11 protein-coding genes and 1 pseudogene are annotated in these 13,351 nt (G+C 68.9%); 5 read left to right on the top strand and 7 right to left on the bottom strand.

The features are described from left to right. The first annotated feature begins 8 nt into the window (after nucleotides 1–8). Both ACIBO2_RS58360 and ACIBO2_RS58355 read left to right on the top strand, forming a co-directional pair. The gene (locus ACIBO2_RS58360; RefSeq protein ID WP_358557981.1) at nucleotides 9–212 is read left to right on the top strand and encodes a hypothetical protein; all 204 of its coding nucleotides are present in this window, start codon (nucleotides 9–11) and stop codon (nucleotides 210–212) included. A 91-nt stretch (nucleotides 213–303) separates the two neighbouring features. Continuing rightward, a complete protein-coding gene (locus tag ACIBO2_RS58355) occupies nucleotides 304–645 on the top strand; it encodes a hypothetical protein (RefSeq protein ID WP_358557978.1) in 342 nt (113 codons plus the stop codon). A gap of 248 nt (nucleotides 646–893) precedes the next feature. Here the strand turns inward: ACIBO2_RS58355 and ACIBO2_RS58350 are convergent, their stop codons facing one another. Both ACIBO2_RS58350 and ACIBO2_RS58345 read right to left on the bottom strand, forming a co-directional pair. Next, the gene (locus ACIBO2_RS58350; RefSeq protein WP_397305318.1) at nucleotides 894–2,351 is read right to left on the bottom strand and encodes an FAD-binding protein; all 1,458 of its coding nucleotides are present in this window, start codon (nucleotides 2,349–2,351) and stop codon (nucleotides 894–896) included. Between the two features lie 427 nt (nucleotides 2,352–2,778). Next, nucleotides 2,779–3,231, bottom strand: coding sequence for a hypothetical protein (locus ACIBO2_RS58345; RefSeq protein WP_397305317.1), 453 nt, complete (start codon nucleotides 3,229–3,231; stop codon nucleotides 2,779–2,781). 633 nt (nucleotides 3,232–3,864) lie between these two features. On the opposite strand from ACIBO2_RS58345, the gene ACIBO2_RS58340 reads away from it, so the two are divergent. After that, nucleotides 3,865–4,662 (top strand): maleylpyruvate isomerase family mycothiol-dependent enzyme, encoded by a 798-nt coding sequence (locus tag ACIBO2_RS58340; protein WP_397305316.1) that lies wholly within the window; start codon nucleotides 3,865–3,867, stop codon nucleotides 4,660–4,662. A 172-nt stretch (nucleotides 4,663–4,834) separates the two neighbouring features. On the opposite strand, the pseudogene ACIBO2_RS58335 reads toward ACIBO2_RS58340, so the two are convergent. The 4 genes and pseudogenes from ACIBO2_RS58335 to ACIBO2_RS58320 all read right to left on the bottom strand — a co-directional run bounded on the left by ACIBO2_RS58335 (nucleotide 4,835) and on the right by ACIBO2_RS58320 (nucleotide 10,071). Further along, nucleotides 4,835–5,207 (bottom strand): annotated as a pseudogene (locus ACIBO2_RS58335) (Tn3 family transposase). Between the two features lie 351 nt (nucleotides 5,208–5,558). Next, a complete protein-coding gene (locus tag ACIBO2_RS58330) occupies nucleotides 5,559–5,921 on the bottom strand; it encodes a hypothetical protein (protein ID WP_358557967.1) in 363 nt (120 codons plus the stop codon). 689 nt (nucleotides 5,922–6,610) lie between these two features. Then, the gene (locus tag ACIBO2_RS58325) at nucleotides 6,611–9,409 is read right to left on the bottom strand and encodes a BTAD domain-containing putative transcriptional regulator (RefSeq protein ID WP_397305315.1); all 2,799 of its coding nucleotides are present in this window, start codon (nucleotides 9,407–9,409) and stop codon (nucleotides 6,611–6,613) included. A 215-nt stretch (nucleotides 9,410–9,624) separates the two neighbouring features. Continuing rightward, the gene (locus tag ACIBO2_RS58320; protein ID WP_397305314.1) at nucleotides 9,625–10,071 is read right to left on the bottom strand and encodes a CBS domain-containing protein; all 447 of its coding nucleotides are present in this window, start codon (nucleotides 10,069–10,071) and stop codon (nucleotides 9,625–9,627) included. 475 nt (nucleotides 10,072–10,546) lie between these two features. Between ACIBO2_RS58320 and adhP the strand changes: the two genes are divergently transcribed. Together adhP and ACIBO2_RS58310 are read left to right on the top strand one after the other, a co-directional pair. After that, entirely contained in the window at nucleotides 10,547–11,557 is a 1,011-nt protein-coding gene (adhP, locus tag ACIBO2_RS58315; RefSeq protein WP_397305313.1) for an alcohol dehydrogenase AdhP, read from the top strand. Between the two features lie 39 nt (nucleotides 11,558–11,596). Beyond that, a complete protein-coding gene (locus ACIBO2_RS58310; RefSeq protein ID WP_397305312.1) occupies nucleotides 11,597–12,046 on the top strand; it encodes a hemerythrin domain-containing protein in 450 nt (149 codons plus the stop codon). A 105-nt stretch (nucleotides 12,047–12,151) separates the two neighbouring features. On the opposite strand, the gene ACIBO2_RS58305 is transcribed toward ACIBO2_RS58310, so the two are convergent. Continuing rightward, the gene (locus ACIBO2_RS58305) at nucleotides 12,152–13,294 is read right to left on the bottom strand and encodes an RNA-guided endonuclease InsQ/TnpB family protein (protein WP_397305311.1); all 1,143 of its coding nucleotides are present in this window, start codon (nucleotides 13,292–13,294) and stop codon (nucleotides 12,152–12,154) included. Nucleotides 13,295–13,351: the final 57 nt, after the last annotated feature.

Genomic DNA, 13,351 nt, shown 5'->3' with positions numbered 1-13,351 from the left:
ACGCGACGGTGCGCATGGTCCGCGCCGAGCTGCTCGCCGCGGGGTTGGCCAACGACGCCGAGATCGACGCGCACCTGGCCGCCATCGATGCCGGCGAGCTCGACCTCACCCTCGCGCCGCCGAACGCGCCACCCGAGACGCCTTTTCGCTTTCGTGAAACTTTCAGCCCACCGGACGTCGCATCGTGGGCCGATGCGGCGGCGACCAACTGAATCTGGCGCGGCTGCGATTGCGGATCTACGTTGACGTCGCGGCGCGCCAAGCGCCGCGATCCCCATACGTCCGACGATGTGGAGAGGGCAGATGGAATCTCGCACAGGCCGCCGCAGGAGAGCGCTCCTTTGGCGCGCATCGGCCGCGTCCCTTGTCACGGTGACGGCGCTCGGTCTCGGCGCCGTGGCGGTCGACGCCGCCACCGATCAGTCCGCCATGTCCTACACGATTCCGCGTTCGGCGAGCGCGGTGGGCCAGGGCCGGACCTCGGACGTGGCCAAGCACAACGGCGCGCAGGAGGCCAGGGCGGCGGTGCTGGCGGCGGGTGGTGACTGCGCGAACTGGTCACAGAGCGATCGCACTCTCTTCATCGCGCCGGACAGCTCCTGGTGGGTCTACGAAGTGACCGTCTCGGCCCTCTGCGTGCACTGACCCGTCGGACGGCCGAGAGCGTTTTGGCGGCCACTCGCTGGCCCGGCCAGGGGCGGTGGCTGCCCGAGCCGCTGACCCAGGTCATCGCCGAACACCGGACCCTGGCGCTAACCTTCCTCGACCAAGTCAGCCCAAGGTAAAATCGAGCCCGGGCTGAAACGCCCGGGGCGACCCGACCGGCCGTCCCCTGCGACACCGCGCCCTTCGCCTGGCGGCGAAACTCGGCACGGGTGATCCGGCTCCGGACTTCACGGTCCCGGAGGGAAGACGCCCTGGCCCGGAGTGAGGATTCCGTCGGGGTCGTAGCGTTCATGGGCCGCCGCGAAGGCGGCCCATGCGGGGCCGTAGTGGGTGCGCCACTCCTCAGGTGTGGTGGGTATGGAGCCGACCGGGTACTGGTAACCCCCGACGGCTTGGGCGCGCAGGTAGAGGGAACGGTTGGCCTCCACCATGTCCTGCGGGCTCTCGGCTCCGTGCGAGGCGGTTCTGAGCAGCGTGAAGAGGAAGACCGTCTCCTCGTCGGGCACGCGCAGCAAGGGCAGGTGCAGGCGGGCGCGGGGGAAGGGATAGAGCAGTACCACGCCGCTGGCGCCGACCTCGGTCTCGGTCAGGTCCTTGATGGCGGCCTCCACGAAGGCGTCGGTGCGGCTCGCGGGCAGGAACATGTTCCACCAGGGGTGCGGGCGGTACCACTCGCCAGTGGACTTCAGATAGGCGACGCCCGCGGCGAGCCGGTTGAGGAAGTCGAAGTAGGACATGTCCTGGATCTGCCGGTCGCCGGGCTGGTCGCGCAGCCCGTCGAGCAGCCTGCCGTCGTCGGGCGGAGTCGTGCCGTTGAAGAAAGCGACCGCTTCAAGCTGGTAACTCCAGCCGGCGGAGCCGGTCGGCAGCCCGAGCTCTCCCTCCACGTAGGCGAAGCGGCCGTCGTTGACCACGCGCCGCTGGTCGGCGGTCAGCGCGGCGACGCTCGGGTAGGAGAGCAGGTAGTGGCGGACCCTCTCGGGGGCCGGCAGTAGGCGCACGGTGGCCTTGGTGATGATGCCGCACTGTCCTCTTCCAGCCAGCGCCGCGCGGAAGAGGTCGGGGCGCAGCCGCGCGGAACACCTGTTCAGGCTGGCCGCCCCCGTGACGACCTCCAGTTCCACGACGCTGTCCGCCTGGGATCCGTGGTGGTGGGTCTGGCCGCCGACACCGCCCACCGAGAGCGTGCCGCCGACCGAGAGCTCCAGGTAGTCGGTGAAGACCGGAGGGGTCAGGCCGTGGGCCAGGCTCGCCTGCGCCAAGCTGCTCCAGAGCGCGCCCGCCTCCACGACGGCCGTGTCCTCCCGCACCTCAACCGCGTTGAGCGGGGTCATGTCGATGATCAGCCCGCCCGCGACCTGGCCCTGACCGAAGGTGGCGTGTCCCTGGCCGCGCGCGGCCACCGGCAGGCTGTGCGTCCGGCAGTACTTCATCATCAGCATGATGTCCGACACGGCGCCGGGCTCCAGCACGGCCCCGGGGGTTCGATGGACCAGGTGACCGAAGTCGTCGGCCGCCTGGCCGCGCGAGGCGGGATCGGTCGCCACCTTGCCCTTCAGCGGCGGCAGGTCGACCATCCCCTGAGACTGGGCGGCGTCGGTGACCCACGTGCGCGTGGACGGGTCGAAGCCGACCACGGCCGCCCCCGCCGTGAGGAACGCCCGTCTCCACGGATGCCACGTCATGCCCGGTCCTTTCGCAGCGCGGTCATGTCGCGTCGATAATCGCCGACGGCACCCGGCGACGCTACTCAAACGAAACCGGATGACAGCCACAAAAGGGTTACTAAGGCGCTTCGCGCCTCGACGGGCGCGCTACGCGCCGGTCCAGAAGATCACTATCGAGCTCGGCGATGAGCGCGTAGCGACCGGCGGCGCAGGCACCACCGACAACCTGCTCTACGAGCACCCCAAGCTAGTGATCTGCGTCATATGACCTGCCCGGAAACGCGGCACGAGCGACGACCCCCCAGCGCGAACACCCCGATGGAAAGCCACCTACTCGAAGCCTCCTCCTCAGGAGCCGGGCTCGGAGCGCGACGTGTCATGCGGGTCATGGTGGTGCCCGGCGGGGCGAGCCCGCCAGGCACACGTGATCGTGGCCGAATCTAGTTCACGAACGCCCTTTCAGGCTTTTCAAAGCTGAGCCAGGGTCGTCGGCGTAGAAGCGGATCGTGGTGATGTGCTCGCGACGGCCGAGGGGCCTGGTGACGGCGATCGGCCCGGTCAGGTTGACGATCAGGTTCGTCTGCGCGTCCACTCCCAGGGTGAGGTGGCCGTCCGTCACTTCGATCACACCGCGCGCGTTGTAGTTACGGCTTACCCTGACCGAGGCGATGAGCTCGCGCGGGACGCGCAGGTCGACGTACGCGCCATAGCGGATGCGCAACTCCTCCGCGGTCACGACATGCGGCCGGGTGGCGGACGCCGCCCCGAGGGCCAGCACGAACAAGAGTTGGTAGACGTCGGCCACCATGACGATGGCGCGCAGGCCGGCCGCAGCGTTCGAGACCGCCAGCATCCACTCCAGGGCAACAGCCTGCACGACCACGGCGAACAGCAGCATCAGCAGCAGCGGCCGCTGATTCTTCGCATACGTCAGGGCAATACCACCCGGCGGCACCCCGTCCTGACGCCGCCTGACCCACAGAGCGAAGCTGGCCAGGTTCCTGTGCTCCGCTCTCATGAGCATGCGTACCTGCAGCGGCACCAGAGCATCGGTGACCGTCCTCAGCGCGTCCCATGGCGACGAGCAGGTCCAGGGCCGCCACTGCCAGCATGCCGTTACGAGCCAGGCTGAGCCGCATGCTCATGTCCTTCCATCGTCGGAGAAGGGCTATGAAGATCATAGAATGTGGATCATCGCTCGCCATGTAGGGCATCCTCGGAGCTCCATCGCCTCCACGACCAGATGGATTGTGCACAATGCCGCAAACAAGCGAATCCACTGTTGTGAGGTCAACCGGCCGTGGGGCACAGCGGTACAGCGGTTCACGCTAAGCCGATGATCACGGCTGGCGGATGCGTACGGGCTTGGCCGAAGGGGCAGTCCCTCGTCCACCGCGGCGGCCTCGGCTTCCGCGAGTGCCCGGTAGAGCGAGGCGACCGACGGCGACTTGCCACACCGTCACCTCGGCTACGCAGGGCTACATTGCCCCTGATGACCGACCCGAGTGCCGGGCCGTGATAGAGAGTCCGGGTGACAACGACACTTGAGTTTCCCGTTCTGCTGCGACTGATCGACGAACGGTCGACCGCCTTCCGCGCCGCGGTCGCCTCCGCGCCCAGCCTCGACGTACAGGTGCCGACCTGCCCCGAGTGGACGCTGTTCGATCTGGCGCAGCACATCGGCGAGGGGCGCCGCGACTGGGCCGCCACCGTCGCCGCAGGGCCTGCTCCGGCCAAGTCCGCGGCGGAGGGCTCCCGGGCTGCGCCTCGGGAGCGCGAGGCGCTGCTGGCCTGGTTGGCGGAGTCCACGGAGCAACTGCTGGACGCACTGCGGAAGGCCGGCCCGGATCGCGGTTGCTGGACGTGGTGGGAGACGTCGCAGTCGCCGCAGACCTCCGGTGCCGTAGCTCGGCACCAGCTCCAGCAGATGGCGGTGCACACCTACGACGCCCAGATCACCGTGGGGGCCCCGCAGCCGCTGCCGGCCGAGGTGGCACTCGACGGTGTCGACGAGTTCCTGTCCACCTGCGTCGCAACGACGAGTGCCTGGCCACACAAGCCCGCTGTCGTCGACTTCCACGCCTCCGAGGGCCGCTCCTGGCGCCTCTCGCTCTCCGCCGACGGCGCACGGACCGCCCGTCTCCCCGGGCCCGGCACCATATCGGCCACCGCTGCCGACCAGGACCCGGACGCGGCCAACGCCTCCGCCTGGGGCACGGCCGACGAGCTGGTCCTCATCCTGCACGACCGTATCCCGATCAACTCCCTGAAGCTCGACGGCGACCGAGGTCTCTTCGACCAGCTCAGCGCCTGGGACCCGGATGAGTAGGACGTGACGATGCGCCCCCTCGTACGCCCCGAGGCATGCCTCACGGCAACGGCTACAGCCACGCCGTGGTGGCCTCGCTGCCGCTGGGGGGAGCAGACCGCCACGGCTGCGAAGCGGCTGACCGAGGGCGGCCCACACGCTGATCGGCGCGCCTGGTCGGCACCTGACGCCGTCAGTTCTCCGCGTCGTCATCGTCGTCATCGAGTCCGGCCGCGCCCGGGTCGCGCGGCGGGTGCAGGGCGCCGGCGGCCGGGACGCTGGCGGTGAAGCTGTAGCGGCCGAGCAGGTTCAGGTACTTGTGCTTGAGCGGGGAGAGCCGGGCGATGTCCTCGTCCCGGATTTCGTGGCCCTCGGCGCGGAGTTGGGCGACGGCGGCGTCGATGCAGCGGGTCGTCCAGAGCATGATCGTTGAGGAGCAGACCGAGCGCGCCGAGTTGGTCCTCCATCCCGTTGCGGTACGCCTGGTGGATGGTTCCGCGCTTGCCGTGGCACAGGTCGCGGGCGAGCTTGTGGCGGGATTCCCGCACGGTGAGCTGGCGGTTCATCTGACGGCGGTAGGTGACGTCCGGGCTTTGGGGTGTGATCGCTCTACCTGGATATTTCTGGGCCGTGGATGATGCGGTGGATGGTGGAGCGTCCGACGCTGTACTCGGTGGCCAGATCCGCCGACGACACGGAACTTGAAGCCCAGACCCGCATCGAAAGGTTCAATCCGTCGACGGTTGCTGAACCAGCCGGCGGCCATGTGACCATCCCCAACGCCGACGGCTCGTGCACCTGGCCGGCCACTCCGCTCGGGATGGCCAACAGGCTCACAACCTATCTCTGGGCGCGAGGACCTTCGGGGGTGATGACGAGCCCACGTCCGAAGGTCCTCACTCCCATTCAGGACGCTTTTAGCAGAGCGTCACGCGCTGGGATTCCACCGTGCCACCCCGGCTGCGGGTTTGGGTGTAGTAGCTACCGTGGCCCCAGTTGCAGCTGCCGTAGACCCTGATCGGGTTTGACCCCGAGCCGGTCGCCACCAGAGCGTCGAGCCCGACCTTGTCCTGGTAGAGGCGTGCCTCGATATTGGACTCCCCGCAGCCCGTCGAACCGCCGATTCCACGGATCTCGCCGACGCCATAGGCGAACGGGGGATCCGCGTAGACCGAACAGGGGAGGGCGGAGGCGGTCGCCGATGCCGCCGGCACCCCGGTCGCAGTTCCTGCCGCGACGATCAGGGCTCCGACGAGCATCCTCGACAGTTTGGTCCGCATGGTTCTCCTATCTGGAACAGAAAGGCGTGAGGACATGGCATATTGGTGGGCCCGTATCCCCACGGGGGAAGGACGCTGATGTGCGGGCAAGATTTGCCGCTTGTCATCGGAAGTGCCGTCTCCGGCGCCAGATAGATGACCTACTGCCACCTTCCGGCGATTTCCGGCCGTCAGTGAAGTGGCGCAGAAATTCTTGCGAGTGGGCGCCATGGTTCAGGTGAACCTGCTGCGCTCTTGTATCTTCGCTGCTTCTCTGTTGGCGGCCACGGAAACCCCGGGAAACAGCCTCCGCTGAACGCCATTTCTGCGGTTACCGTTTCAAGGCTCGCTCTTCATCACCTCTACCTCCCTTCGGTTGCCGGTGACGCGCGTCCGTGTCATCGCCCCGGTGTCGCCTTGACGTCTTCCTGGCGCGTCAATGAGGTCTCCGTGGCCGGGCAGGGCGATCGGAGGAAGTTCTCGTCGGTATCGGCGAGCACCTGGAGATGCTCGGCGCTTACGCCGTGGAGCCGCGCCGAATCATCTTGGATCGCACAAAGCACCGAGTTCTCCATTCAGCGGTATGCGAGGTGCTCAGCTCCGTATGGGCGGCCGGCCTTGCGCTCGCACTGGCTCAGGATGTCTGACCGGCGTTGTGAAAGCGTTGTGGGTTCGTTGCGGGTGCTGGACTCGCCGCTGCGCCGTCGGCGCTACCGTTCCAGTTGATCGTGGATCTTGGCGCGGATCCGGTCGGCGTCGGCGTGGCCGAGCTGCTCGAAGATCTCCAGCGCGTGCCGCCAGGCATGGCCGCTCAGCCGGTCGTGGCCGGCGGCGTGGTGGGCGTCGCCGAGGCGGACGAGAGTGGCGGCCTCGTTGTAGCGGTCGGCGACCTCACGGAACAGTTTCAGAGCCTGCTCGTAGCAGGCGGCGGCTTGGGCGTGATGGCCGAGATGCAGGTGCGCGTGTCCGAGGCTGTCCCAGGTGGTGGCCTGCCCGTGCTGATGGCCGAGCTCGAGGTGCAGGTCCAGGGCCTGCTCGCAGTGGATCAGGGCCTGGTCGTGGTGGCCCATCAGGGTGTGATACCAGCCGATCGCGTTGAGCGCGTGCGCGAGTCCGGCCCGATGGCCGGCCTGCTGATAGAGATCACGGGCCTGTTCCGCATGGTCGAGCGCCTCTCGATACCCGCTGTGGGTCTCCAGGAGCGAGGCGACGCCGCGGTGGGCGTTGGCCAGGCCGACCCGGTCACCGAGCACGGTGAAGAGGGTGAGCGTCTGCTCGACGTGGGCGCGGACGTCGTCATGGCGGCCCAGCCGGGTGTAGGCCCGGACGAGTCCGCTGTGGGCGTGGGCCTGGCCGAGTCGATCGCCGAGCCGCTGCGCGGCGTTCAGCGCCGTCTGCTGGGTGGCGAGAAGGTCCGGCCAATGTCCTTGGTGATCGAAATAGGTGACCAAGGCCCAGGCCAGTTGCCAGGTGAGGGTGCCGAATCCCAGGTCGGCGGCCTGGCGCACGGCCGCGATCAGCACCGCGTGCTCGGCGGTGAACCAGGCCATCGCCTGTCGCGGGTCGGTCAGGACCGTCGGGCGCACTCCGTCCTGCGGCGCGGACAGGGTGATCGGATGGCGGTGCGGATAGAGCAGCAGCATGGCCGTGTGAGCGGTGTGCACATAGTGGTCCAGTACGCGGTGCGACGCGGCGCGCCGGGCGGCCTGCGCATCGCGCGTGCGAGCCTGCTCCGCGGCGTAGGCGCGCAGCAGATCATGGAAGGTGTAGCGTCCCGGCCGGTGCTCGATGAGCAGGTGCGCCCGCGTCAGCTCCGTCAACAGCCTTCGCGCCTGAGCATGCTCCAGCCCGGTCAGGCTGGCCGCCGCCTCCTCGTCGGCGTCCGGACCAGGGTGAATGCCCAATAATCGAAACAGTCTGGCCGCCGGTGCCGACAAGGTGCGATAAGACCAGGAGAACACCGCCTTGAGGTCCGCGGCCGGCTCTCCTCCGTCCAGGGCGTCCAACCGTGCCGAGTCCCTGCCCAGATTCTCGGCCAGGGCCCACAGCGGGAAGTCCGGGCGGACCTTCGCCCGGGCCGCGATGATGCTCAGCGCGAGCGGCAGCCCCGCGCACAGCTCCAGCAGGCCGGCCACTGCCGCGGGCTCTGCCTCGGCCCGCCGGCTGCCCACATGACGAGTGAAGAGCCGGCGCGCCTCGGCCTGACCGAGAGGGGGCAACGTGATCGGATGGGCACCGTAACCGGCCATCAGGCCGGCCAGCTCCTGGCGGCTGGTCACCAGCACGAAACAGGACGGACTCCCCGGCAGCAGAGGCGCCACCTGCGCGGTGTCGCGGGCATTGTCCAGAACGATCAGCATCCGCTTGCCGGACACCAGACTGCGATACAGCGCGACCTGCGCGTCCAGCATCGGCGGAATGGCCGCCGGATCGCTGCCAAGGGCGCCCAGCAAGGTTCGCACCGCCACCGCCGCCGACATCGTCGCGTCGCAGGGGTCGAAGCCACGCAGGTTCACGTACAACTGCCCGTCGGCGAACGTGTCCGTGTTCCGGTGCGCCCAGTGCAGAGCGAGCCAGGTCTTGCCGATGCCACCGCAGCCGCCGATCGTGACGATCCGCACCGTGCCCGTCGTCAGCTGAACGGCCAGCGCCTCATCGAGCCCCGCCAGTTCGCGGTCCCGGCCGACGAACGACGGCGGCGCCGCCGGCAGGGTCTGCGGCACCAGAACGACGCCGCGCGCTGCCACAGCGACGTCCACCGCCGCCGGGGCGAGCACGGGGTCGGCGGCCAGGATCTGCTGCTGGAGCCCCTGGAGAGCAGCGCCGGGATCGGTCCCCAACCCCTCGGCCAACTCGCGCCGGATCCGCGCATAGCATGCCAAGGCGTCGGCCTGGCGGCCACTGCGGTACAGCGCGATCATGAGCTGACCGGCCAGCCGCTCATCCAGCGGATGCACGGCCGCCAGCGTCGCGAGGTCGACGAGCAACGTGGCGTCTTCACCGCGCCGGAGCCGGAGGTCGTGATAGTCCAACTGCGCGGCGAACCGCTCGGCCTGCAGCGTGTGCCTCAACGCCATCAACCAGGGTGTGTCCAGGTCGGCGAACACCTCGCCACGCCACAACGCCAGCGCCCGCTCATACAGCGCCACCGGCTCCACGCCGTCCCGGCCGCCCCGCGCCTGCGCCAGCAACCGGCGGAACAGATGCAGATCCACGGCCGCCTCGTCGACCTCAAGCAGATAGCCGCCGGAACGACGCCGGATGCCCCACTCCTCGACCACCGGCACAGCGGCCCGCAACCGCGACAGATAACTCCGCAACGTACCCGCGGCCTGCGGTGGCCGGTCCTCACCCCAGACCCGCTCGGCGAGCTGATCCATGGACATCGGGTGATTGGCCTCCGCCAGCAGCACCGCCAGCACATAGCGCTGCCGCGCCGGGCCGATATCGACCGATCTGCCGTCCACACGGGCGCACACCTCGCCCAACAGCCGGAACTCGACCCGCATCGCTCTCCCTCGGCCGGGTCGTACGATGACGGGCGCTGACTCTATAGAACACAGTCCAGGCCGCCCCAGACTTCAACAAAGCTCGAATCGATCGCAGGTATCGGGACGAGCCGGCTTCCTCCTCGATGTGCTTGCCGAGGACGGGACACCGTTGGCTGCCGCTACCGGCGAGCTGATGAGCTCCCTTCGCCGAGCGGTTTCCGCCGGTGCCGTGGTCAGCGGGCGGCGGGCCGGGTGAAGACCCGCAGCACGTCTCGCTGGTGCAGCGTGCCGACGATCCGGCCGGTCACCGGGTCGATCACGGGCAGTGGTTTGATGCGCTGGGTGTGCATCAGCTTGGCGGCATCCCGTACCGCCGTGCCCGGTGTGACGGTGATCGCCGGAGAGGTCATCAGCTGGACCGCCGTCGCCCCCGCGGCCTTGTCATGGTCGCGCCGTCGGCGGCGCGACTCGAAGATCGACATGCTGTGCCGTACCGGGTCGGCCTCTTTGAGCAGTAGGTCGTTCTCGGAGACGACGCCCACCGGCCGCCGGTCGGCGTCGACCACGGTGACCGCGCCGACCGCGTAGCGCTTCATGGTGGCCACGATGTCGGCGAACGATGCGTTCTCCAGCACGGCGATGGCCACGAGTCCCATGACGTCCTTGACTTCGATTGACATAGCTATTCACCCCCACGTCCACGCTCTCCTATCCCTGGCGTCGGCCGGCAGCGGCGGACGTCCCGGATGTCGGGTGACCAAGGTCCCGCCGAACAGGGCCCTACGGCGGCCGCTTCCGGGGGCATCAGGCGCGGACCACCGCGACCGGGCAGCGGGCGTGGCGGGCACGCCTCGGCTGACCGAGCCGGCGAACGCGTGCACCGGCTACTGCCAGGCGTGCACCACCCCCGACGTGCTTCCCCGCGCCTTCCTTCTATGTGCCATGCCACCGCCTCACCCGGCCTGGCCTCCAGGGACGGAAGTCCCGCGAGGCGCAGCTTTGGTCCACGCCCTGTGCGAGCGTGGCGGCTTCTTGGGAGAGGGACGTCGCACCGCGAAAGAGTGACGGATGGCCGGTCCGTACGGGACCTTCGGCCCTGATCGCCGCGCCGCCCAGGGCGGGAGGGTGAAGCACGACCAAAGGAGACAAGAACCCATGCGTGCTGCCGTCATCATCGGTTTCGACAAGCCCGTCGAGATTCAGGAGGTGCCCGTCCCCGAGCCGGAGCCGTTCCAGGTTCTCGTGCGTATCGAGGCCAGCGGCCTGTGCCACACCGACATCCACGCCGCCCACGGCGATTGGCCGGTCAAGCCGTCGCTGCCCTTCATCCCCGGGCACGAGGGTGTCGGCGTCATCGAGAAGGTCGGCTCCGCCGTGACCGATCGGGCGGTCGGCGAGCGCGTGGCCCTGCCGTGGCTCGGCTACGCCTGCGGTACCTGCGAGTACTGCGTCAGCGGCCGGGAGACGCTGTGTGAGTCCCAGCAGAACACCGGCTACGCGCTCAACGGCGGCCACGCCGAGCACGCCGTCGCCCACGCCGCCTACGTCGTCCCCGTGCCCGACGGCGTCATCTCGGCTGAGGCGGCCCCGCTGACCTGCGCAGGCGTGACCACGTACAAGGCCGTCAAGGTCTCTGGGCTGCGCCCGTCCGAGCGGGCCGCGATCTTCGGTATCGGCGGGCTCGGACATCTCGCCCTGCAGTACGCGCGGATCTTCGGCGGCCGGACCATCGCCGTCGACGTCACCGAAGACAAGCTCCAGCTGGCCCGCGACCTCGGCGCCGCCCACACCGTCAACGCCGCCGCCACCGACCCCGTCGCCGAGATTCAGGCGCTCGGCGGCGCGGACGTCGCCATCGTGCTCGCCGCCAGCCCGCGCGTGCTGGAACAGGCGCACGCGTCGCTGCGCCGCGGCGGCCGCCTGGTGCTGGTCTCCCTGCCGAAAGACAACGCGATGAGCCTGCCCATCTTCCAGACCGTGCTCGGCGGCATCAGCGTCATCGGCTCCATCGTCGGCACTCGCGCCGACCTGGCCGAGGTGTTCCAGTTGCACGCAGAGGGACGTACCAAGGTCATCTACGAGACGCGCAAGCTCGAGGAGATCAACCGGTCCTTCGACGACGTCCTGGCCGGCACGGTCCCCGCCCGCCTCGTCTTCGAGCTGTGACCTCTTCCAAAAGGACACGAGTTCCATAAGGACACGAGCATGTGCAACTACTGCGGCTGCCGGGAGTTCCCACTGATCGGCCGCCTGTCCCAGGAGCACTGGGACATTCAGGAGTGCGCGGGAGCGCTGCGCCGCGCCATCGTCGAGGATCGGCACGGCGACGCCACGCCCCTCCTGGCGGAGTTGCTCGCCCGGCTGGTCCCGCACACCACCGCCGAAGAGAACGGGCTGTTCGCCGAACTGCGCGCCGACGGGCCGCTGGCCGACGAGGTCGAGCGGCTCTGCGCCGAGCATGCCGACATCCACGGCGTGCTCGGCGCGATCGACCCGGCCGCGCCCGACTGGCCCGCCGTACTGGCCGCCCTGGACCGGCTGCACCAGCACATCGATCACGAGGAGCATGGCCTGTTCCCCGCCGCCGTCATCATGCTGCCGCTCGACGCCTGGGACCGCATCACACCCGGCCCGTCCCCGGCGGTGACCGGCTAGCAGGCACGTGCCGAACGGCCCGAAAGGACGGGTGTCAGCTTCTCGGCCGTAAACGACCGAGCTTGCAGCTCCTCGCCGTCGATGGCTTCGACGGTCCGGTCCGCGTCAGGCAGCGTGACTCACTGCCCAGCCCGTAACGCCGCGTGCGGCGATGTTGCGGGCTGCGTTGACGTCGGCGTGCTCAGCGAAACCGCACGACGTACACGAGAAGGTGGCCTGGTCAGACCGATTGCGCTTGTCCACATGCCCACAGTGCGAGCACTGCTGTGAGGTGTAGGCCGCATCCACGATAATCACCGCCACTCCTGACCGGACCGCCTTGTAGGCGATGAAGGCTCCGAGCTGGTGGAAACTCCAGGAGTGCAGCGTGACCCGCTGGGGCTTGCGAAGCCGTACCCGTTCGCGGATGCCCTGGAGATCCTCCAGAGCGATCCCGCGCCCGGTGCGTTCTGCCTCGGTCACGATGCTTTTGGCGATGATGTGGTTGACATTCGCGGCGAACCGCGCCTCGCTACGACGCCGCCGTTTCAGCAGCCGCTTGGCGGACTTGGTCTGCTTGGCCTGCAGACGGCGGCGCAGTCGGCGATGACGGTGGCGGACCGCGTTCAGGCCCTTGCCGCAATGACGGACCCCATCGGAGGTGGTAGCGATGTTGGCGATACCCAGATCCACCCCGACGAAGCCGTCCGGTTCCGATAGCGGCCGGCCGGCCAACTCGACCGTGGCATACAGGAACCACAACCCGTCCCGGCAGATCAGATCCGACTCGCCGCGTCGATGGGCGGCCAGCAGCGCCAGTTGCTGTGCCGAGCCGGTGAAGGCCACCCCTTTCAGCCGCCCGGCGGTCGTCCAGATCGACACCGTCCGAGCATCATGCTGCCAGGACAGGCACCGGTCGTCATACGGCTGGGCCGCCAGCGATCGGAAGGAGATCGGCTGGGCTTCGATGGTGACCCGACGCGGCGATCCGGGCTTGCCCAGGTTCCCGGCGGCCAGGTTGGCGTGCAGGGTGCGGTAGGCGTCGCACACCTTCTTGATGACGTGCTGGGCGGCCTGGGCGGCCAGCCCGAACTCGGCCTTGATCTGGTCGTAGGTGTGCTTGCGCAGGTCGAAGTTGCGGAAACAGTGTTGCTGGAACGCCAGTGCCGCGACCAGATTCGCCGCTCGGTTGGCGGCGTCCAGGGTGGCTTCCAGCGCCGCCGCCTGCTGCGGCGTCGGCAGGAGCGTAGGGTAGGCCGCCGCCCCCACTGAGGTGGAAAACAACGGCCCCCCTCCGAACGGTACGTGCGCCTTTCAACGCATACC

The sequence above is a fragment of the Nonomuraea sp. NPDC050022 genome (assembly GCF_044460705.1).
In the GTDB taxonomy this organism is placed as follows: Bacteria; Actinomycetota; Actinomycetes; order Streptosporangiales; family Streptosporangiaceae; genus Nonomuraea.
Note: the sequence above shows the minus strand (reverse complement) of the source record. Positions and strands in the feature narration are given on the sequence as shown.